Below are 23,064 nucleotides of genomic sequence, written 5' to 3'. Positions count from 1 at the left end.
AAGAGGTGAACGGATATGTTCTCTTATACTATACGGCGGTTAACTGCACTTATTCCAGTCCTGCTCGGAATGACTTTCATAGTATTTATGATGATTCGTGCCATACCTGGCAATCCAGCCCAGATTATATTAGGCCAGCAGGCAACTAAAAAAGCCATGGCGGCTTTAACCAAGGAGCTCGGTCTGGACAGGCCCTGGCCGACACAATTTTGGGAGTATTTATCCGGGATTTTCACGGGTGATTTAGGAGTATCATTAAAATCAAGAGTACCGATCTCAGAGGAAATATGGCCATATCTTGCGGCTACCATTGAACTTTCATTAGTGGCTATGCTGATCGCCATCGTGATAGGGGTTAATGCGGGAATCATTTCCGCTTGGTTCCAAAACTCCTGGTTCGACTATGTGGCTATGGTCGTCGCACTGATTGGTGTTTCTATGCCGATCTTCTGGCTGGGATTAATGGAGCAATACATAGTTGCCATTCAATGGGACCTGCTGCCAACAACAGGAAGGGATAATATACGAGATCCTGTGGAGGCTGTTACAAATTTCTATTTAATAGATTCGTTATTGAATAATAGATTTGACCAATTTATTGAAGTTATTAGACATTTAATTCTCCCGGGTATTGCACTTGGAACCATCCCGATGGCGATTATTGCCCGAATGACACGCTCCTCCATGCTTGAGGTCATGAGATCAGATTATATTCGGACAGCACGGGCAAAAGGAATGAAAATGTTCTGGGTCGTGTACAAACATTCATTAAAGAATGCATTAATTCCGGTGGTTACAGTAATAGGGCTGCAGACTGGCCTTCTTCTTGGAGGAGCTATTTTAACAGAAACGATATTCGGCTGGCCTGGCATAGGAACTTATATATACGAAGCAATATCCTACCGCGATTATCCCGTGATCCAATCCGGTATCCTTGTAGTGGCGGCCATATTCGTACTAATCAATCTGGTGGTTGACCTGCTGTATGCAGCGATTGATCCAAGAATCAAGTATAAATAGGAGGGAATAAAGATGGCAGAACTTGCACACAGCACTCCTCCCGCGGTTCCTCCTATAGCAGAGGAGCAGGCAGTATCCCCCTGGAAAGAGGCATGGAAAAGCTTTAGAAAAAATAAGCTGGCCATTGTTGGATTATCGATTGTGCTATTTTTTATATTGATCGCTTTGTTCGCTGATTTCATCGCACCATACGAATTCGCCGACCAGAAACTTGCGGACAAGCATCTGCCTCCATCATCTGAGCATCTGTTTGGTACAGACCAGTTTGGGAGAGACATCCTGAGCCGTGTTATTTATGGAGCCAGGATATCACTTGGGGTAGGATTCATCTCTGTGGCCGGATCTGTAATTGTGGGTTCATTTCTAGGCATCATTGCTGGTTATTATGGGAAATGGGTGGATACTATTATTTCCCGATTTTTTGATATTCTACTTGCTTTCCCAAGTATTTTACTTGCAATAGCAGTAGTGGCAGTCCTTGGGCCGTCATTGCGAAATGCATTGATTGCCATTGCTATTATCAATGTTCCAACCTTTGGACGCCTCCTCAGGTCAAGGGTGCTAACCGTTAAAGAAGAAGAATACATAACCGCTGCAAAAGCCATAGGAATGACTGACAGCCGGATACTGATCCATCACATCCTGCCAAACAGCCTTGCTCCAATCATTGTGCAAGGCACCCTTGCAATTGCAACAGCTATCATTGAAGCAGCTGCATTGGGATTCTTGGGTATGGGAGCCCAGCCGCCTGCACCTGAATGGGGAAAAATGCTAGCGGACTCACGTGAGTTTATCCTTGATGCCCCATGGACCGTATTATTTCCGGGGCTGGCTATTATGCTTACCGTATTAGGCTTTAACCTGATGGGAGACGGCTTAAGGGACGCTCTGGATCCTAGAATGAAAAATTAATGGATAAAAAAACAGCATTTTAACTGCTGTTTTTTTATGTAAAAATTCGGGCTGGCAAGTCTTTAATAACTAGTACAGGCTCGAATAGAGCAGGTAATGGTTTAATATATATAAACAAAAAAACTGCGGAGGTGAGAGAACACATGAACCTATTACTGAGACTTCTGGGCAGGATAAAAGCGAATTCCTTTACGATCGGAATGCTGGGTGTTCTATTGATTGTCCTTAGTTCAGTATTGATCCATCTAATTGAACCAGAGACCTTTCCTTCTACATTCGAAGGCTTTTGGTGGGTGATGACTACAGTCACTACAGTCGGGTACGGAGATTATTATCCAAAGACAGCAGAAGGCAGGACATTTGGGGTTCTATTATATATCTTTGGGATTGGCTTGATCTCTGTCGTAATCGGTAATGTGATTAGCTTATTTGGCACTTATCATCGTTTAAAGGAGGAAGGGAAATTGAAATACAAAGGTAAGGGTCATGTGGTTATAATTGGCTGGTCTAATAAAACAAAAAAAGTCATAGACGAAGTCTTGCATTCTACGGAAAGAGACATTGTTCTGATGGAGAAGCTGGAAAAGCAGCCAATGAAGGAAGAAAGAATTCATTACATCCAGGGTGATCCGACCGATTACCGAACCTTTGACTCTGCCAATTTATTAGAATCTGATTCAGTACTTATCCTGGCTCCTCCCCAAATTGATGACGCTGTACTGGCAGATGGGCATACATTGTTGATTGCCTCATCCATAGAAAGCTACGGAACTCTTCATAACCGGGAGATTTATACAGTCGTGGAAATCTTAAAGCATACACATAAAAAGAATTTCATCCATGCCAGAGTGGATGACTTTATACTTTCCGAGGATTCGGTTTCCTATCTCATGGCCAAGTCATCCATTCAAAAAGGGTCGAGCAAAATATTTGAACAGCTCTTAAGTTCACAGGACAATGAAGACTTATGGGAAGTTGCCAGGAAGAAGGAATGGGTGACATATAGGGATGCCGACCAGTATTTAGCAGCAAGAGGTGCTAATTTAATAGCGGATGGAAAGGATTTGAGCATAGCGCGGAAATTGGACCTTGCAATTCCTGAGGGTGCCAGGCTGATGGTTTTATGTGACAAAGCCACTTTTGAAAAAATAAAATAAGGCTGTTTTCGCAAACTTTGTTGTTTTTTGATCAAGGGAGTTGATTTCCACTACAGGATGCTCGCTTTCCGCGGGGCGGGCGGCTTGAGCCTCCTCGGCTTCGCCTGTGGGGTCTCACCTGTCCCGCTGCTCCCGCACAGAAAAGCGGAAAGCGGTGCCTGCCCAACATATAAATATTAAAAGCTCAGTGTTAATCCAAATAAATATAAAATGGTAAACAAAGTGGCAGGCAGAGACCCGATAAGCATAAGACGAGCAGGCCGTGAGAAGCGGTTTTTCTTCTCATGGACTGATTGGCTTATGATTCGAGGGTCTCAGCTTGCAGCTGGATCAAGGAGTCTCGCACCTTACGTTCCAATCAACCTGTTTAACAATAGGGTAGGTTCACCGAACTATTAAAAAACAACAATCTTTTAGAAAAGAGCCTTTACAAAAGAGCCTAAAATAAAGATGACCCATCCAGCCATCTTCTTTAGTAGGTCAAACATCCCGCGACAATCAGGCCTATTGCAACTGAGAGAGCCAGCAGTAAAAGGGCTGCTGCCTGATTGTCATTGTTGATTGCATCGTGAACATTGAATTTAGGAGAAAGAAGTTCCGCGAGATAATAGGCCAGGATTTGGGTAATGATGGCTATTGAACCCCATATAATCAAATCATAAATGGAAACTGAATTAGATATTGATGAATATAAAACCACCGAAAGTCCCAGGATTTTCCCTGTTAAAACCAGACTGGCGGCTTTATTTCCTTTGGAGATTAATTCAAATTCCTTTACTTTAGTAGTGATTTCAAATAGCACGATACCTGCTCCTAACAGGACCACTGCTACCCCAAAATAAGCAAAATAATTAAGAATCAGTTCCATGGCTGATCTCCTTTACTCTTTTTTTAGGCTGACGGGCAAAAAGTAGGAATCGTTGTCGATAACAGCTCGGCCTGCCCGGATTCCAATTGCGCTGGCCTTTCCTCCAATAAGGAAGCTTCCCATTAAAAATTTCAGCTTTTCGGGACCCTGAGCTGTCATGATCTCAGCCTCAGGCAGATCGGCAAGTTCCTGATACACTGGCAGCTCTGATTCATAGGTCTGCAGTTTTTCTTTATATTGTGATTTTCCTTGTTCATTAAATATCTCGATGGAGTCACCTTCCCTTCCAAAGCTTGGCTTTCGTATAAAAGCTTTTTTATTTAAGAAAGGATCAGCCTCTAAATAGGTGGGGAGCATGTATGAATGAATCCAATGAAGTTCCTCTGATGTGAATATCTTCGAACCGGCACCACTTTCAGCTATCCCCCATATTAAAGCTTGCAGAGCTTTGGATTGAAGCAGAAAAGCAGATGGCGGATTGAGGATGGCAAGCTTCCTGTTCTTGACCAGTCTAAGAAGCTGGATACCGATTTTTTCTCCGCATTCAGGATCAGTGTCGTGAACTAAATGCTCAAGTGGATAGGTCTGCCTGTATAATACATCAATCCTTTTGCCTCTATCATCGTATATCCCTTCCTCATTGATGGACAGGGAATCTAGAGGACATAGGTATGATTGAAACTGAGAAAGTTCCTTAAGGTAGGAAACCGTGTTCCAGTCCTCGATATTATCAGCGTGTGCTGTAAAAACGACATGTGGATCCATTGAGTGAATGCTTTTGGCACTCTCTATGATCGCTCTTCTTAAAGCCTGTGCAAGGCATTCTTCTAAATGAAGATTAGGATTTTTCACCTTAAAATGATTACAAACCAGCCCATTGACTTTAAAGCATTCAACAATAAAGGTAGGTGTGTCACTATTGATTTCAAGCAGCTTATAGCCTTTGCTGGTTTTTACCAAATCGAGCCTCGCTATGACACTATCAATCCCGATTGCATTGATCCTAATGACCATCAATGCTTCCTTAGGAATTCCAAGCTCCAATAAAGTGGCATCATCTGCAGCCCGTAAGTATGAAGCCATCCTTGTAAAAATCTGTCCGAGCCGGTCTGTGATTTTGTTAATTTTCAGTACTTCTGAATGTGCTATAGAGTATGTACCAAATAAACTATATTCTTTTCCGTATAAATCAGGCCAAAAACCATCGATGCTGCTATAAAAGTTCTTTCGTTTTAACCGGTATGCTTCCAGGTCTATCATTTGTTATCCTCCAAAGCCGCCTTTTCTGCCGCTGCCAAAACCGGTGCTGCCACCTTTAAATGACGGGCTGGATTTATATTTGTTATAAGCTGAACTGGAATGCAGTGCGTTTCTCGAGCCATAAAAAAATCCTCCGTACCAAAAGTGCCCATAATAGTGGGAGTTACGTTCATCGCAGGAATACACACCTTCCTCACTATCCCAATCCCAATCTGAACATTCTTCGGTATCCGGTTTTGGCGGAAGGTCGGCTTGATCAGAAGAACAGCCCGTCATTGCAGTTCCAAGCAAACCAGCAAACAACCCTTTTACGAGTTTTTCGGTTTTATTGTTTTGAGCCATAGACTTCCCTCCACTGAAGATTACCTTTATTATATTTCTTAAATAAGAAAAAATTAGTATTTTAACTATTACATATTATTTAGCATTTAGGAAGGTGTTGGATGTGGAAAATTTAGAGTATCGTCTGAATGACAGCTTTGATGGCTATCCAGCCTTATTTCAGTATAAAAATCTGGATACAGCAGAGTTAGCGTGCCGCATGTCGTGTGAATATTACATAAAGGCCGGCCAGGTATACAGAGTTGTATCGTCTGCAGTAGAGCCTTATGAAAACTGTATATTATACGTTGAAAAAGAAGGAAGCAATATTCCGTTTCCAGACGAAAGAATGTATAAAGGAATCACTCTTGAAATCCGGGAATTTATAAGCCGAGATTCGTCACCGCTAATTGAGGTTCTTGAATTTAAATATCACGCCCAAGCACTGAAATATCTACAAAGTGATTTTATATATACTAAGGACTGCGGAAAACAAGATACCTTTCACGAACTAGAATTAATGTATACCGAGATTGACGAAGATCGAGGGAATTATGTGTTCTATGGAAAGCGGACAGGGCTGAAGATCCATAAATAAAACCGTTAATTTCAAAACCTTTTCCATACTCATCAGCTGTTTTACTTAGGCTCTTTTCTAAAAGATTGTTGTTTTTTAATAAGTTCTGTGAACCTACCCTATTGTTAATCAGGTTGATTGGAACGTAAGGTGCGAGACTCCTTGATCCAGCTACAAGGCTTTAGACCCTCGAGTCATAAGCCAATCGCCATTAAAAGGAAAAATCGGCCTTTTACTGCCGCTAGTCTTATGCCGGGCTAACGCACGAAGCACAGGATGTGCGAGCCAGGCGGGGCCACAGGACGTGGCGGTTGGAGCGTGGTAAGGGCGACTAAGGTTCTGTCTTCGCTGTCGCTTGCCAATCAGCAAGTCTTCTTTATCAGGTGTCTGCTTTTCTTTTAGCGTTTTGCCTCTAATTAAAAAAAGATCATCATTCAGCTTTCGGATGGATCTTTTCTTGAAAAGCACCGTCCTCCGCTTTTCGATCAGGGGAGACCCCACAGGCGGAGCCGAGGAGGCTCAAGCCGCCCGCCCCTAAGGTCCGCGAGCATCCTGAAGTGGAAATCAACTCCCCTATTCAATAACAACAAAGTTTGCGAAAACAGCCTTTACTTAAGACAAACTTCCATCATTAGAGAACAAAAATCCTTCTTACAAAAGAAACCCGCTATAGATTCCCTCAGGCGGCACCACCAAGATCAATATAAATAACCCAGGATTCCTTTTGATAGATCAGTAATATTTCTTCCCTCGAGTTCATAAATTGTATGGATATATATGCAAGCCTTGTAATTTTGGAGGGAGGAAAGATGATGGCCAGTGATCACAATTCACTTTTGCGATTTTCCGTGGAAGAATCCATATGGTTCCAAAAAGGACAGGAAGTTGAAGAGTTATATTCATTATCGCTAGATCCGAATGTAACGGTTCAGGATATGGACCAATATGTAGTTATAAAAGGAGAACTCTTTTTAGCAGGTGAATATAAAAGGGAACAATCAAGCATCCGGGAAGAAGATGAGAGTTTTTCGTTTGTCTCGCCAAAGACTATTCGTACGTTTGAGGAAAGAGAAGATGGGTTATTTGAATTCCAGCATAGTTTTCCAGTAGACATTACAATACCGGCCAATAGGATTTCGTCACTGGAGGATGTATCAGTTACCATCTCTTCCTTTGATTATTCCATGCCTGAAAGGAACTGCCTTACACTCTGTGCAGAGCTCATGATTTCCGGGATATATGGAGAGCAGCAAAATGCACCTGAGCCTCAAGCTGAATTAATAGAAGAAGAACTCCTGTATCGCTCAGCACCTTCTGGAGTCGCCGAAGTGGAGGTAGAAAGCGGAAGCAGTCCCTATTACTACAATTCTTCCATTTTTGCCCCTCCCGATACGGATTTATATACTCCTTTTGAAGCGGAAGCCAAGAAACTTCCCGAGGAGGAGTCAGCTCCTGAAACGATATCCTCTTTATTTAAACGTGAGGAAAATACAGAGCCAGAGCTGCAGGAAATTCCCATTTTTCATGAGAATGCAGTACAAGAGGAGGTTCAGCTAGAAACAGAAGAAGTTCCCGAACCTGAGCCGATCAGGACAATAGAAGCAGCAAGTGAATCTGAATTTCCGTCAGAAGAAGCAGTAGAAGAGGCTGTCAGTCCGACCGAGCGAACAGAGGCCGTGCTCCGGATGGAGGAGGTATCAGCCCAGAACGCACCCGAAACAGAAAAAAATGAACGTTTAACACAAGCGCCGCCAATTGAGCAGGTTTTCTTTTCCGAGGAAAAAAAGGCTGGACGTACATTTGAACTGCCAGTCCAGCAGGCAGAGCCTAAGCAGCAAAAATCAGAAATTGTATCAAGATTGCCTGATGAAGTGCCGGTGAATAGCAAGCCTGAGCTCACAGTGGAGCAGCAGGAGGAACAAGAGACTCCCCTGCCAGCTGCCGTGTATGAACAGGAACCAGAGGAAAGGGCTGACTTTGTTAGCTCAGCACCCGTTCAAGAACTAAAAAAGGAGGATACCGCTCCTTTAGTCCGTGAGCGCTCTCAGGCCGCTCAGGAAAAAGAAAGCCAGTCTTCTAAAGGTTCGAAGGAATCGGTTTCTCTTATTGATTTCTTCGGAAGGAAAGAGGAACAGGAACATATAAAAGTGAAGGTTTGCCTGGTTCAGCAGGGAGACACTCTGAACTCGCTGGCGAGCCGGTATGAAATTAGTGCTAATGCGATTCTTTCCTTAAATGAACTGGATTCGGCAAGTGAAATCTCGGAAGGCCAAGTACTGTATATTCCCTCAAAACCTGTAAGCCAAAAGAGATAATAAGATATTCGGCAGGTGCAGCGGAAGGATCCTGCCCTGCCTTTGTTCCTTTTAGAAAAATGTATTGGTTATACTTCATTCCTTAGTAATAAGTTGTTCTGCTGTTGTTGTGCAAAAAGAAGGGTGTGTGAATCTCGTGACTATAAGCGAGAATTCCAAAAAAGATATAGAAGAAATCATGAGTCATTATCACCTGGAGGTACACTATGCTGAGACATTCGGCAGACTAATGAAAGTGTACACCAACAACGGGGTGTTTGCCCTGAAAACGATACCTCCGAAGCAGGGGGTGGATTTTATCCAAAATGTCCAGCGCATATACCAGCGAGGATATAACCGCATTGTACCCATTTTCCCGTCAAATGATGGCAGATACGCAGTGCTCCACAAAAATAAATTGTATTATTTGATGCCTTGGCTGCCAAATGAGGCAAACAGTGAGAGAAATGAAAAACACAAGCAGATGTTCAGGGAGCTTGCAAGGCTTCATTCTCTATCTGTCAAAGACATGGAAGTAAAGAAGGAGGAACGGGAGGAACATTACGAGAAGACAATTGAAGAGTGGAAAAAGCATAAAGAATTTGCAGAGGAATTCCTGAAAGTATGTGAGCGGAAAATATACATGTCCCCTTTTGAGCTGATGTACTGCTTATATTATTTCGATTTTTTGCAGGCATTAGATTTTTCAATCAAAAAATTCGAAGAGTGGTTTAAAAAAACGAAGGAACTGGAAAAGGTACGAACGGTCATCGCCCATGGGAAGGTATCGACAAGGCATTTCGTCTATGATGACCGGGGGTATGGGTATTTTATAAATTTCGAGAATTCCAGGATAGCCTCTCCGCATGCCGACCTGCTGCCTTTTGTAGTCAACTCATCAAAAACATATCCTGTTATGAATACCGACTGTGTAGAGTGGCTGTATACGTATTTCAAATATTTCACCTTTAGGGATGGAGAAATGGAGCTTTTTATGGCCTATCTGTCTCATCCGGTCCACTTGATTCAATCGGTCAAGCATTTTCATGAAAAAAAGGGAAGCAAACCTGAAATCAGATATCTGCAGAATTTGCAGAGCAATTACTGGCAGCTGAAAAACACAGAGTATGTAGTCATGCGGATGGAAGAAATAGAACAGCAAAAAAAGGCTGCCGAGAATCAGCAGACCGAAACGTGATTCCCGTACACTTAGAAGTGTGCGGGAAATTTTTTGATTTTTTTCCTGAAAACTAGTACGATCCTGTTTTTAAAAAAGGCTGTTTTCGCAAATTTTGTTGCTTTTGAACAAGAGGTTGATTGGAGCGCAAGGCATGCTCGCTTTCCGCGGTGAGCCTCCTCGTCTTCGCCTGCGGGTTCTAACCTGATCGAAAAGAACGGCGTCAATACCTATATCCATTCAAGACGAAGAGCGATAGCAAGGAGAACTAAAATGGCGAGAAACAGAACATCAAAGGTGGTTGGAATAAGAAAAGTCCTTATTCCCTGAAAGATACTAAACGGGATGATTAACTGGCTGCATCCTGCCCTCAAAGACCTGAGCCAAGGCGGCAGGGCATATGGGCTGTATCTCCTTTTCAAAAGGAACCCTCCCTTATTAAGACGTGAATAGATACGCTCTATATAAAATATAAAGATCGCCCTATTTTATGACTAAAGAGAGATAATTGTGCTTAACACCCATCACCCGATCACTGAACTTTCATATAATACGCTTACCTACATTTTTGATTTTGTGAGTATGTTAATTAGTACGGGAGGCGGCTGCCGTATGCTGCAATTAACAGGCAGGTTTAATAGAGCGTAGATTTATGTATATTTTTATTAAAAATCGGAAAAGATTATTGACTATAACTATCTCTTTTTTGTAACATAAGGAGTAATTAAATAAACGAGTAAAGCATTGACAGGGAAAAGTACATGGATTACTGCTTTTAGAGAGAGAAGCCGCTTGCTGAAAGGTTTCTTAAGTTAGTCTCCAATGGAAGTCACCCTTGAGCTGTTGCTGCCAAATGACAAAGTGTCAGAGTAGTGGGAACCGGTGGAGAGCCGTTATATAATTTTAAGAGCCGGATAAGGTGAGTTTTTCTATCCGGAAAAAAGGTGGTACCGCGAAATCAGCTCCTTTCGTCCTTTTAAGGCGAAAGGAGTTTTTATTTTGGAAAAAATTCTGCTGACAAGCAGCAGGGAGAATGAAGGAGGAAAAGACTTTGGAAGAAAATCAATTATCTATGCCGACAAAGTACGATCCGCAGTCAATCGAAAAAGGCCGCTATGAATGGTGGCTGAAGGGCAAGTTTTTTGAAGCTGTACCTGATGAAACGAAAGAACCATATACAATCGTGATTCCACCGCCTAACGTAACCGGAAAGCTGCATTTAGGGCATGCTTGGGATACAACGCTTCAAGATATCTTAACAAGAATGAAACGGATGCAGGGATACGATGTTTTATGGCTTCCGGGAATGGATCACGCCGGAATTGCTACCCAGGCGAAGGTAGAGCAAAAGCTTCGAGAGCAAGGAACAACACGATATGATTTAGGCCGTGAAAAGTTCTTGGAAGAAGCATGGAAATGGAAGGAAGAATATGCGGACCATATCCGTAAGCAATGGTCTAAACTGGGACTCGGGCTGGATTATTCCCGAGAGCGGTTTACCCTTGATCAAGGGCTTTCTAAAGCCGTTCGCGAAGTATTTGTTACTCTTTATCGAAAAGGGCTCATTTACAGAGGCGAATATATCATTAACTGGGACCCGGCTACAAAGACGGCTCTTTCAGATATCGAGGTAATTCACAAGGATGTCCAGGGTGCTTTTTATCACATGAAGTATCCTTTAAGCGATGGCAGCGGCCACATTGAAATCGCAACAACAAGACCTGAGACTATGCTTGGTGATACGGCGGTTGCTGTACACCCGGAAGATGACCGTTATAAGCATATGATCGGGAAGACGGTTATCCTGCCCATCACAGGCAGAGAGATACCGATTGTCGGCGATGATTATGTAGACATGGAGTTTGGTTCCGGGGCAGTTAAAATAACACCCGCACATGACCCGAACGACTTTGAAATTGGTAACCGGCATAATCTTGAACGCATTTTGGTGATGAATGAAGACGGCACTATGAATGAAAAAGCAGGAAAGTATCAAGGTATGGACCGCTTTGAATGCAGAAAGCAGATAACCAAGGATCTTCAGGAAGAAGGCGTTCTTTTCAAAATAGAAGAGCATATGCACTCTGTAGGCCATTCGGAGAGAAGCGACGCTGTAGTTGAGCCTTATCTGTCCACTCAGTGGTTTGTAAAAATGCAGCCCCTTGCTGATCAAGCGATCGAACTTCAGCAAAAAGAAGGCGAAAAAGTCAACTTTGTTCCAGACCGATTCGAAAATACGTACATGAGATGGATGGAAAACATCCGCGATTGGTGTATTTCCCGCCAGCTGTGGTGGGGCCATCGGATTCCTGCCTGGTATCATAAAGAAACAGGTGAAATCCTGGTTGATACGGAGCCTCCTGCAGATCTTGAAAACTGGGAGCAGGATCAGGATGTTCTTGATACATGGTTCAGTTCTGCACTATGGCCATTTTCAACTATGGGCTGGCCGGATGAAGCAGCATCGGATTATAAGCGCTACTATCCGACAAGTGCTCTGGTAACCGGATACGATATTATCTTCTTCTGGGTGTCCCGAATGATTTTCCAAGGGCTGGAGTTTACGGAAGAGCGTCCTTTCAAAGATGTGCTGATTCATGGTTTGGTTCGTGCAGCTGATGGCCGCAAGATGAGTAAGTCACTGGGTAACGGTGTGGATCCAATGGAGGTTATCGACCAATATGGAGCCGATTCACTCCGCTACTTCCTGACAACTGGAAGCTCTCCAGGCCAGGATCTTCGCTACTCAACTGAAAAAGTAGAATCTGTTTGGAACTTTGCGAATAAAATCTGGAATGCTTCCCGCTTTGCATTGATGAATATGGAAGGCATGACGTACGAAGAGATTGATCTTACAGGAGAAAAATCCGTAGCAGATAAATGGATTTTAACCCGCTTAAATCAGACCATTGAAACGGTAACAAGGCTTGCTGATAAATACGAGTTCGGTGAAGTGGGCCGTGCCCTATATACCTTCATTTGGGATGACTTCTGTGACTGGTATATTGAAATGGCGAAGCTGCCGCTTTACGGTGAAGATGAAGCAGCCAAGAAAACAACCCGTTCCATCCTGGCACATGTACTTGATCACACCATGCGTCTATTGCATCCGTTCATGCCGTTTATCACTGAAGAGATCTGGCAGAATCTGCCGCATTCCGGTGAATCGATTACAACGGCTGCTTGGCCAGAGGTTAGAGATGAGCTGACGGACGAAGAATCAGCAGAAGAAATGAAGCTGTTAGTGGAAATTATCCGTTCTGTCCGCAATATCCGTGCTGAAGTGAATACACCATTAAGTAAAAAGATTAAGCTGATTTTGAAAGCGAAGGATGAAAACATCGCTTCCATCTTAAATAAAAATGCCGCATACATTGAAAGATTCTGTAATCCTGAGGAATTAATGATCGGAACGGACGCCGTGCCGTCTGAAAAAGCAATGACAGCTGTCGTAACCGGAGTCGAATTAATCCTGCCTCTACAGGGCTTAATTAATATCGATGAAGAAATTCAGCGTCTGAATAAAGAACTCGACAAACTTAACAAAGAAGTGGAACGGGTTCAGAAAAAGCTGAGCAATCAAGGCTTTGTGGCCAAAGCGCCGGCAAAAGTAATCGAAGAAGAAAAAGCCAAAGAGAAAGATTATAGTGAAAAACGTGATGCAGTGATCAGCCGCATCAATGATTTAAAACAAATGTAAGGAAGAAAGCCGCCAGTATCTATTGTATGGCGGCTTTTTTCATGGTTGTGTTAGAGTTCAAGAATGATTTTGCCGGCGGTGCAACAGCCCTCCTGTGCGAGAAGCGGGTATGCCTAGCGGCGGACTTACACCTTCGCTGCCCCAGACATTCTTTTAGGCAGTATTTAACTAACACCCGAACTTTGATAAGATAATAGAAGTTTATGAACCAATATATATATATAGGAAGGGTTTTTTCATGTTCAAAGACTTTTCGGAGGTCCAAAGCTTTTTTAAACAAAAAGAACTTCAGCTCGGCATGGATTTTGGCTTGTCCAGAATGGAACACATTCTAGATGCGCTGAATCATCCTGAGAAGGAGTTTCAATCTGTACATATTGCGGGTTCCAACGGCAAAGGCTCCACACTAAATTATTTAAAAGAAATATTGATGTCTGCCGGAATTACTGCCGGGTCATTTACGTCTCCTCATATTGAACGGCTGAATGAGCGAATCATGATCAATAATCGGGAGATTTCAGATCAAGAAATAACAGGATTAATGAATCGGCTGGTGCCAGCACTGCAGGACTGCGGCGAAGAAGAACATATCACGTATTTTGAACTATTAACCGTATTGTCGTTCATGTATTTTGCAGATGAGAAGCCTGATGTCGTACTTTTTGAAACAGGATTGGGCGGCAGGCTGGACTCCACCAATGTGATTCATCCGTTGTTGTCCATCATTACAAATATCTCACTAGAACATACAGATATATTAGGCGGCACACTTGATAAAATTGCATTTGAAAAAGCGGGAATTATTAAAGAAAATACTCCTGTGATAACAGGGGACCTAGCAATGGAAGCTTATGAGGTTATCGCCAATAAAGCTAGAGAGACCCATGCACAAATGCTTTCTTTATCCAGAGATTTTGTGATGGAGAAAGTCTCTTTTTTACCTGAGAAGCAGATATTCAACTTTAAGTTTGGCAAAACTGAGTGGAATTCCTTAGAAATCAGCATGCTGGGTGAGCATCAAATAGAGAATGCTTCACTTGCAGTCGCTGCGGTTGAATTACTGAAAGAAATGGGATTCAGCATAAGTGAAACAGCAGTGAGGTCAGGGCTCTCAAATGCAAAATGGAAGGGCCGGATTGAAGTAATCAGCGAAAATCCCTTTGTCATTTTGGACGGGGCTCATAATCCGGATGGAATGACCGTCCTGGTGGAGACTCTGGGTAAAACATTTCCTGATAAAGACTTTACCTTTATTATGGCAGTACTAAAGGACAAGGATTATCAAGAAATGCTTTCGATCGTTGAACCACTGGCAAAAGAGCTGATTTTTACCCAAATAGAAATGTACAGGAGTTTATCTGCTGAAGAACTGCTTTCACATAGCTGCCACCAGCGAAAAAAGCTTTTCCCGGATTGGAAACAGGCCGTGGATTCGTCTATAGATCAGCTTGACCGCGATCAAGCCCTTGTTATAACAGGTTCTCTTTATTTCATTGCAGAGGCCAGGGGCTATCTGCTTGAAAAGCTATAAGTGTTCAAAAGATAGAAAAACCAATTTTTGTTTATGTTCCTCTGAGAATTACTTGTATTTCTTATGATCAACTTACTGGCTGGATTTTTTTATCTCACTCGAATTTACTCAATTTGACCTGCTGCCTTCTGTCGGCGGTGTCTAAATTAAGAATGTGAAGTAAAACTTTTTAACTATATTTTAATAAAGATGTATGACAAAATTGAGAAAATTTGTTAAAATTACTGTAAAATTAAGACTAAAATCCTAAGAAAATGTAATGTGGTGTTGCCATTTGCATCAGGGGGTGCAGTGTTGCGGGTATCAAAAAGAAATAGAATGATTATATGGATTTTGTGGTTCCTGCTGATACCAGCGAGCTTTTGGCTAGTTTATGCTGCATTTCCTCCACAAGTCACTGGTAAAGAACTGGATGTAATTGCATTTCTTATTTTAATGAGCATTGTTTCCTGTATCCCAATCATGATTAATAAAATACCGGTAGTCGTTTCTCAGGGAGTTTCACTGGCGGTATTTCTCATTTTTGGATTAGCTACAGAGCTTGTTCTGACTCAGATCGCCACCATGGTGATGCTGATTAACCTTAGGGTTCGAGGCGAATCTATTTATCGATATCCTTTGAATTCACTTATGTTTTTCTACATTTCACTTGGCAGTGCTGTCACATTCTATATGCTTGGAGGAAACCATAATCCGAATTTTGGAAATTTAGGAGAATTCATTCCGATAACTGGATATGAAGCAGCAGCCTTTATCTTAAATCAGATTTTCCTGTCATCCATCCTTTTCTTTGTTTTTAAAGATCGAAAGGTATTTGGGATCAGTGATTTCCTCTGGGATGTTGTAACTTCTGCTGCTGTAGCGTTTCCGATAGGCCTTGCGCTTTATATGCTTTATAAGGAGCTCGGTATTATCTCAATCCTGCTAGTGGGCATTCCGTATGTGTGCCTGACAGGAGTTTTAAGGCTGTATAATTCGACAGGAAATATGAATAGGGCCCTGCAAAAGACCAGCGACATCGGTCACCAAATAACAGGAATTCTCAATGTCGAAAAGGTGCTTGATATTTTTCTGCAGAAAATAACGGATCTCCTCCCGATTGACTACGCCTATGTATATGAATACCAGGATGAGGACTTGGCGCTGATTTGTTCGTCTGAAAGTGAAGATCGTGCTGATACCCTGTCTGTAAAGCCGTATACGGGAATCAGCCGGTCTGTCTACAAATCTGGCAGACCCATTATCTTAAACTCACAGACACAAGCAAATAAATTGGAGACTTCTAATGTTCCGCCAGCGGTAGAAAGTATTCTTTCCGTACCTATCATGAGAAAGAATAAGCCTTGCGGGGTGATTACATTAGCTTCCCATCAGGAAAAAGCCTTTGAAAAATATCATCTCACACTGGTTGATATCTTGTGTTCCCATTTATTCGTCGCAATTGAAAATGCAAGGCTCCATGAGGAAACGAAGAAAAACAGCGAAATTTGTGCCCTTACAAGAGTCTATAATTACCGTTACTTCGAAGAACTTCTCCAAAAGGAATATGGACGGATCGAGACAGGCAACATACATAACTTAAGTTTAATCCTATTGGATCTGGATCACTTTAAATCAGTAAATGACACGTATGGACATCAAAGCGGAAACGACATTTTATTCCAGATGGCCAGCAGACTGAAGGATATTATAGGCACAAACGGAACAGTAGCCCGTTATGGCGGCGAGGAATTTGTTATCCTGCTTCCAGACTATATAAAGAGTGAAGCATACGTACTTGCAGAATCGATCCGTAAAAGCATAGAAATGAAGCCTTTTAAACTTCACTCCGACCTAAACGAAAAACGGACGGAGCTTGAAGTATACATAACAGCCAGCATCGGAGTTGCCTCAGCACCTCAAGACTCAGAGGATCCGCTGTCACTCGTCCGTCATGCGGACAGAGCCATGTATATGGGGGCTAAAAAAGCTGGGAGAAATCGTGTGGCAGAGTATGTGAAGTAAATAATTTATTAATAATCATCCCGTCTTTGGCGGGATTTATTTATAAGCAAATATTATAGAGATCTATTATAGAAAAAATGTTGAAATTCGGGAATCACTCCTTGAGTTTCATTAGGAGCATAACACATGATAAAAAAACCTTCTATTATTGCCTAACTTTAATAATTATCTTTTCTTTCCTATCTCCTAATCCCATCAAGTCAATAGCTTCCGTTTCCTATGGAAACGGAAACGATATTCCAAGTTATACCCCGAAGCTGAAGATCCTTGAAATTATCGACAATGGCAGCTCTATATTAGCTCCTATATTAGGCAGTGAGCTTAACAAATTTGATCATAAGGTTATGACAATGAAAAGGTTTGTTGCATTGAGAGATGAGCTTGATGGCCAGTATGACATTATTGCTATAATGGAGGGCAGTTACAGCTCAGCTGAAGTCAGCGGAAAAACTCACAATACAACAAATGTAAAGAATGATATCACAAATCTGCGAGCAGATGAGATTATTACGAAATTTATAGAAAAAAACCAGCCTGTTATCCTTGATAGTGTAACAATGAAAGCAAAAAGTTCCACTATATTAAGAAGTAAATTTGGAGATATTGACAAAGAATATAAATCTAATATTATCTATTACAATTCAAATGGGAATGATAAAGACCAGGAATTGATCTCTCATTTGCGTAACTTTTTAAAGAAGGATTATATACCTAGGCCGAGGTTTGAATTAACGCAGAAACCAGATCCAGAAAAAACATTTACTCCTGGCGAAAGTTTGTCCTTTACGCTTAACGTATTGGAACCTGAGGATGTCAGGACAAAAGATCTAAAGGCCAGGCTTTATATAGACTCCGATTTCAATGACCGTTACGAACCAGATGAACTAGTTGCAGAGAAACCAATCACCACTAAGGCGTCCATGATTTCATACAAGCTCCCTAAGGGATATTCCGGGCTCCGATATTGGAAATTAGAGCTTATTGATAACTCAACCAATCTAAAAGAATATCAGAAAGGTTTAACAAAATTTAAAGACCAATTAGTTGATCTCAAAGTTTTACAGATCATGAAGGACACCAATACAAGCAGCAGCCTGAAGTATGAAAGTAATATGAAGCAAAGCAAGTTATATAGAGACGGTGAATATCGCATATCAATAGATACAACAAATATGAGCACATTTAACGGAAGCACGGGAAAATACTCACACAGTAATATTAATGGTTCATATGACATGGTTATTTTCGGATTTGCTGATGTATATAATGGAGCAAATATTAATAACAATGCAGTAGCTTCCTTGAAAAAATACATTGAATCAAAACAAAGTGTAATGTTCACCCATGATACTATATACAGCTCAGGGAATAATTGGGTTAATAATTTTACAGCTATTACTGGACAAAAGACACCAAGAACTGACTTAGGGGTTGGAGCACCAAATACTTCTACAAAAACAGCCAAAGTAAATGAGGGTTTAATAACCAATTATCCATTCAGGCTGGATGATAATGTCCAGATTGCAACGACTCACAACCAGTATTATACGCTCGATCTGGAAGACCCTGAAGTGATTCCATGGTATAACATCATAAGTGAGGATAGAAGCTCCGATAAGCGTGATGTTAATGACAGCTGGAACCACTATTATACGTATTCTAAAGGGAATATCACGTATTCTGGGACAGGCCATACTAGTACAGGGTTTCCAATTGAGGAGCAGGAACTGTTTGTCAATACAATGTACCGGGCCTTTTTAGGATCAAATCATGCACCTGCGATAACTGTTCTCTCGCCGGCTGACCAGGCAGTGATCCCTTCTAATCAAAACATTGAGCTTTCTTATCAGGTGCAGGATTATGATCTGAAGGACAAGAAGATTAACACAAAAGTATACTTGAATGATAAACTGGTAGATTCGAAAACAGGTATTCCGAGTGGAACCACTCTGACAAATTCTATCCAGCATTCTATGCCTGATGGAGGCAATGCGGTCCTTAAGATTGTCGCTTCTGATGACAGAGGTGCCGTAAGTGAAAAAACGGTAACCTTGAAAGTTGAAAAGCTGCAGACCCATTTAGACGTTAATAGAACCGTTAATAAAACCGGAATCATCAAAACTCGTGAGGAACTCGTCATAACGTATGAAGTAACTCCCAAAGATATTACGGGCCTTGTTGCTGCTGCCGTTAAAGGAGACACTATCGTTATATCTGGCCCTGTATTCAGGGAGGAGTTTCCGAAGGGGATTGAAGTCTTATCCAATGGAGTAAAAACAGGGACTGCTGCGTCAGGAGTAATTTATACAAAAACGCTGGAAAACATTATTTATAAAAGACAGGGAACTATATTTAAAGCTGAGCCTGTTACCTTTACAGTCGGAATCCGGCCAGCTGAAAAAGAGACATATATATTGAAAGACTCATCACTAAAATATAACGATGCAAATAACAAAAGTATCACTGCTGAGTTCAATCCGTTAACTATAACTACAGATATAGAGCTGAGAAACTTGATTTTCCCCGAAAGCTTTGTGCTGAATAAAGGGAATACGAAGAATTTTGCATTGGATTTACAAATGGATCCTGGTAATGCAGGTATAAAAGATGTCCAATGGAGCGATGAAAGCAGCGGCAGTATTATAAAGCTTGACCGAGAAACAGGTACAGCAGAGGCTGTACGTGAAGGCAGTACGTATATCAGGGTAAGAGTTACAGACGTGTTTGGAACTGTTAAAGAAATACGCTCTCTTGTAACTGTCAGGATCCCTGTTGAATTTAAAGCAGAAGACATTACACTTCATGTTGATGAAACGAAGCCGCTTCCGATTAAGGTTCTTCCAAATGATGAAGCGAGAAACTCGCTTGAACTTGTACCGGAAGATGGACAGAGTGTCGTTAAGATTAACAAAACTGATTTTACTGTTACAGGGCTAAAAGAAGGAGAAACTATTTTGACTGTCTCTGGGGTGAATTCTGAGGGAGTTAAGGATACCCAGAAAATCACGATTACTGTGAAGGAAGTGCCTGTTACAAAAATTAATGTGGACCCTGACAAAATAGATATGAACAAATATGAAACAGCAGAAATAAAAGCTTCCGTAGAACCAAGTAATGCTACAAACAGACAGCTCAATTGGGAAGTCGCCGACAGCACCATTGTTGAATATCTAGGTGATGGAAAAATCAAAGGCATCGGCACAGGAAGTACAAAGGTGATTATTTCTACCCCAAATGGGAGAGTGAAGGCAGAGGTTACTGTTAATGTAGGACAGCCATTGCTTGGAATCTCTTTACCGAAAAAAATTGAAATCGAAAAAGGAAAATTCACTTCCATAACAAATTACCTTGTACGAACGCCAAAGGATGCTACTAATGTTAACGAAGACAGCTTTCAGTACGTATCCAAGGACCCTTATTATGCAGAAATACAAGAGGACGGGAAAATTTTAGGGAACCGAATTGGCTCGTCTGAAATATGGGTATCTGTAAAAGATGATAAAGGCAAAGAATTTAAGGCAAGCTGTATGGTGCAGGTTGTAATGCCTAAAGAAGAAGATCATGGAGATTCATTGTATTAATATAGCTGACAGCCATAACGCACAGTTATGGCTGCTTATTCGTTTACTGCAGAGTGCAGACTATAAGGAGAATATATGAAAAAGAAGCTCATAATAGCGAGTGTTTTACTAGTGATGGTCTTGCTCTCGGTTGGAATATTCCTGAACCAAATGAAGCCAACCTTGGCGACAAAGGATTCTGTTACCAAGCAGGAATTAATAGAATCTATCATAACGGGGAATTTAAAAAAAGTCAGGGAGGCAGCCAAGGATTTAGATACAGTTAATTTTGTAACGAAAGAGGAAGCGAAAACTCCTCTTGAATATGCATTTCAATATCAGCAATATGACATTGCAGTTTACCTTATCAAAAAACAAGGAAAAATAAATGCAAAATCCCAAGTTCCTATAGTAGTTCAGGCCGCCCTGTCTCTTCCTGATTATTTACAAACTGTGAAACAGACAAAAGACCAAAGAAACAAAAGGATCCGAATGATTGAAGCGGTCCTAAAGAATTTTCCCGAGGCAATAAATTTAACCGATATAGAAGGAAATAATGCTCTTCATATTGCAAGCGGCAAGGGAGATCCTGATGTCATCCGAATGTTAGAAGAGGCAGGTATAGATGACGATATGGCTAATAACCTTGGAAATACTCCCGTGGAACTTGCAGCTTTAAGCAATCAGCCTCTTGCTGTGGAAGCAATCGCAGCTAAAAATCCAGAAAGATTCACTAAGTTGAATTCCGAAAAAAAATCATTAATCATTCTGGCGGCAAGCAACAGTGTGCATGACATGCTGAAGTTCCTGCTTAAGATTAATCGGGACCATATCAATGATCAAGATATTCATGGACATACAGCCCTTATGTACGCAAGTGAATACGGTGATACAGAGGCGGTTAAAATCTTGCTAAAACATGGTGCTGCTGCTGGCCTTAGGAGTAAAGAAGGAAAAACAGCGGCTGATTATGCTCGTCAATGGAAGCATAAAGACATAGTGGACTTATTAAGTTAATAAAAAGGCTGAACCCTAGGATCAGGGTTCAGCCTTTTTATTAGTTTTTTCAAGAATTTCGGGTATCACTTCAAGTCCATTCACTCGGGGAAGTCCCTGAAGCTGGTTTAGGAAAAGACGTTTGTTATTGCTTATGGTGAGCCTGGAATCTTCAGCCTCAGTATGAGCGGTGAAGCTTAAATCGGCAGTCCCTCCTTTTGCATCCCCTCTATAGCTGTTAACAACCAAATCCTCATTCGAAAAAACGCCGCCTTCCACATTTAATAAAGATCCGACAGCGAATATATCAGCTTTCGAAGCCGTGTATAAATAGCCTTTAATTTTATTTGTATTCTTTTGAAGAACATCAAGGAAGCTATTAATTCGAGAAATCTGGAGGTTCCCCTGTGTTATTAAGATAAGGACAGTATCCTCATTATTATTTTGGTCTTGATCTTTACAGGAATCCTTGTAACAGGAAATATTTACGTTCATGAGTGTAGTATCTCCAAGGGCATAAATGACGGAATTAAACGTTACATGTCCTGAAATAACCAGGTTACCAGTTATTAAGATATTAGCCTTAACATCCATTCTATTTAAAAGGCTGCTTTCTATCGCTGCATCACCATCAATGATCATCCATTGATTAGAATTGATTTCAAGGGCATCTGTATCAATTTTTGCATTTCCTTTGTATATAAATCCTTTCGTATTCGGGTAATCTTTAAGGTTACGGAAATTGGTAATAACACTAATATCCCCTGGCACAGGATTTGCAGCCACAGCATCCTTCAAGGCTGAAATTTTCTGCGTATCTGTGAATGACTCCCCAAATGGAGCAGGATTATATCCGCATTCAATTAATTTATCCAAAAAGGTTTTAGGAATGTCCACGTCTACAAAATTGCTTTTATCGCTTTCATATACAGGCGCGTGAGGACTGAAAGCATCCTGAATTTGACCAGGACTGATCGATGTCCAGCTGCTTTCATTCTTATCCCAGCCTGCAGAGGTAGGTGTATAACAGCCTGGGCTTTTGCACAGGTTGATAGAATCCGCCTCTACAGTCACTCTTGAATTTACTGGATCTTTCATCGATGGCAGGTCGGTCGAAACAGTAAAATATTTGGATTCGTATTTATAATTTGCATCCCTGCTTATTTGAAGGGGCCCGGAAGAATATAAGTTTCCTTCAAGGATCGGGGATCCGTTTATAGTGAGTGAAGAACGCGAACCAAGCGCATATTTTAGGAAGCTTGGCATGGCAGTAATATAAACCTTTTGCCGATGAGCATCACTTGAGACCTCCAAGACTTTTGTAAAACTGTTCGTACCAATCTGATTTTTGTAGGTTTCTGAGAGATCATTTACCTTAAATGGCAGATCACGTCCATTTATTTCCTGAATGATATCCGATTTGAATTTTGAATTAAAATGGGTGACGTCCTTTGATACAAGCTCTGCCTCATACTTATCAACATATGCCTGTACCAAAGACGTGCCTTCTTTTACTGCTTTGATAGATTCCAAATTTCCGGTTATCTCTGTTTCCCTCACTTCTGTCCGCTTGGTTCCCCCGATGGTAATGGACATCAATGTAATTCCTAGTACAGTAAATATTAAAAAAACCAGCATCACAGTCACTAGGGCGGTTCCGGATTCATTTTTTAATTTCTGCATTCTT

Annotated in this window: 16 protein-coding genes and 1 other annotated feature; of the genes, 11 read left to right on the top strand and 5 right to left on the bottom strand. The window is 41.5% G+C overall.

From position 1 onward, the window contains the following. Nucleotides 1-15: 15 nt before the first annotated feature. From CUU66_RS09025 to CUU66_RS09015, 3 genes are all read left to right on the top strand, one after another. Nucleotides 16-1,020, top strand: a complete 1,005-nt coding sequence (locus tag CUU66_RS09025) for an ABC transporter permease (RefSeq protein WP_101641358.1) — start codon at nucleotides 16-18, stop codon at nucleotides 1,018-1,020. Nucleotides 1,021-1,032: 12 nt separating this feature from the next. Beyond that, nucleotides 1,033-1,932 (top strand): ABC transporter permease, encoded by a 900-nt coding sequence (locus CUU66_RS09020; protein WP_101641357.1) that lies wholly within the window; start codon nucleotides 1,033-1,035, stop codon nucleotides 1,930-1,932. 143 nt (nucleotides 1,933-2,075) lie between these two features. Continuing rightward, entirely contained in the window at nucleotides 2,076-3,089 is a 1,014-nt protein-coding gene (locus CUU66_RS09015) for a potassium channel family protein (protein WP_101641356.1), read from the top strand. A 472-nt stretch (nucleotides 3,090-3,561) separates the two neighbouring features. Here the strand turns inward: CUU66_RS09015 and CUU66_RS09010 are convergent, their stop codons facing one another. Genes CUU66_RS09010 through CUU66_RS09000 form a run of 3 tightly spaced genes read right to left on the bottom strand, consistent with a single transcriptional unit; the run spans nucleotide 3,562 to nucleotide 5,559 of the window. Continuing rightward, nucleotides 3,562-3,948 (bottom strand): DUF350 domain-containing protein, encoded by a 387-nt coding sequence (locus tag CUU66_RS09010; protein ID WP_180955225.1) that lies wholly within the window; start codon nucleotides 3,946-3,948, stop codon nucleotides 3,562-3,564. Nucleotides 3,949-3,969: 21 nt separating this feature from the next. After that, nucleotides 3,970-5,217 (bottom strand): glutathionylspermidine synthase family protein, encoded by a 1,248-nt coding sequence (locus tag CUU66_RS09005; RefSeq protein ID WP_101641354.1) that lies wholly within the window; start codon nucleotides 5,215-5,217, stop codon nucleotides 3,970-3,972. 3 nt (nucleotides 5,218-5,220) lie between these two features. Then, nucleotides 5,221-5,559 (bottom strand): hypothetical protein, encoded by a 339-nt coding sequence (locus CUU66_RS09000; RefSeq protein WP_101641353.1) that lies wholly within the window; start codon nucleotides 5,557-5,559, stop codon nucleotides 5,221-5,223. A gap of 103 nt (nucleotides 5,560-5,662) precedes the next feature. Here CUU66_RS09000 and CUU66_RS08995 point away from each other — a divergent pair, with 103 nt between their 5' ends. The 3 genes from CUU66_RS08995 (at nucleotide 5,663) to ysxE (ending at nucleotide 9,607) form a co-directional block, all read left to right on the top strand. After that, nucleotides 5,663-6,136: a hypothetical protein gene (locus CUU66_RS08995; RefSeq protein ID WP_101641352.1), complete on the top strand. Its 474-nt coding sequence runs from the start codon at nucleotides 5,663-5,665 to the stop codon at nucleotides 6,134-6,136. Nucleotides 6,137-6,927: 791 nt separating this feature from the next. Next, nucleotides 6,928-8,430 carry a stage VI sporulation protein D gene (gene spoVID, locus CUU66_RS08985; protein WP_180955224.1) on the top strand — a complete coding sequence of 501 codons (1,503 nt, stop codon included), beginning with the start codon at nucleotides 6,928-6,930 and terminating at the stop codon, nucleotides 8,428-8,430. A gap of 127 nt (nucleotides 8,431-8,557) precedes the next feature. Then, nucleotides 8,558-9,607 (top strand): spore coat protein YsxE, encoded by a 1,050-nt coding sequence (gene ysxE / locus CUU66_RS08980; RefSeq protein WP_308302475.1) that lies wholly within the window; start codon nucleotides 8,558-8,560, stop codon nucleotides 9,605-9,607. A gap of 209 nt (nucleotides 9,608-9,816) precedes the next feature. Here ysxE and CUU66_RS08975 read toward each other — a convergent pair whose 3' ends face one another. Further along, nucleotides 9,817-10,008: a hypothetical protein gene (locus tag CUU66_RS08975; RefSeq protein ID WP_101641349.1), complete on the bottom strand. Its 192-nt coding sequence runs from the start codon at nucleotides 10,006-10,008 to the stop codon at nucleotides 9,817-9,819. A gap of 313 nt (nucleotides 10,009-10,321) precedes the next feature. Beyond that, nucleotides 10,322-10,565, top strand: a binding site (T-box leader). Between the two features lie 93 nt (nucleotides 10,566-10,658). On the opposite strand from CUU66_RS08975, the gene CUU66_RS08970 reads away from it, so the two are divergent. The 5 genes from CUU66_RS08970 to CUU66_RS08950 all read left to right on the top strand — a co-directional run bounded on the left by CUU66_RS08970 (nucleotide 10,659) and on the right by CUU66_RS08950 (nucleotide 21,398). Next, a complete protein-coding gene (locus tag CUU66_RS08970) occupies nucleotides 10,659-13,286 on the top strand; it encodes a valine--tRNA ligase (RefSeq protein ID WP_374702985.1) in 2,628 nt (875 codons plus the stop codon). Nucleotides 13,287-13,524: 238 nt separating this feature from the next. Further along, nucleotides 13,525-14,817, top strand: coding sequence for a bifunctional folylpolyglutamate synthase/dihydrofolate synthase (locus CUU66_RS08965; protein ID WP_101641347.1), 1,293 nt, complete (start codon nucleotides 13,525-13,527; stop codon nucleotides 14,815-14,817). A 294-nt stretch (nucleotides 14,818-15,111) separates the two neighbouring features. Continuing rightward, entirely contained in the window at nucleotides 15,112-16,821 is a 1,710-nt protein-coding gene (locus CUU66_RS08960; RefSeq protein WP_101641346.1) for a sensor domain-containing diguanylate cyclase, read from the top strand. A 101-nt stretch (nucleotides 16,822-16,922) separates the two neighbouring features. Further along, nucleotides 16,923-20,402 (top strand): DUF5057 domain-containing protein, encoded by a 3,480-nt coding sequence (locus CUU66_RS08955; protein WP_180955223.1) that lies wholly within the window; start codon nucleotides 16,923-16,925, stop codon nucleotides 20,400-20,402. A 75-nt stretch (nucleotides 20,403-20,477) separates the two neighbouring features. After that, a complete protein-coding gene (locus tag CUU66_RS08950) occupies nucleotides 20,478-21,398 on the top strand; it encodes an ankyrin repeat domain-containing protein (protein WP_101641344.1) in 921 nt (306 codons plus the stop codon). A gap of 21 nt (nucleotides 21,399-21,419) precedes the next feature. On the opposite strand, the gene CUU66_RS08945 is transcribed toward CUU66_RS08950, so the two are convergent. Beyond that, nucleotides 21,420-23,060 carry a hypothetical protein gene (locus CUU66_RS08945; protein WP_101641343.1) on the bottom strand — a complete coding sequence of 547 codons (1,641 nt, stop codon included), beginning with the start codon at nucleotides 23,058-23,060 and terminating at the stop codon, nucleotides 21,420-21,422. Nucleotides 23,061-23,064 lie beyond the last annotated feature (4 nt).

The sequence above is a fragment of the Peribacillus deserti genome (assembly GCF_002863585.1).
GTDB lineage: Bacteria > Bacillota > Bacilli > Bacillales > DSM-1321 > Paraperibacillus > Paraperibacillus deserti_A.
This window is presented reverse-complemented; position numbering and strand designations above follow the sequence as displayed.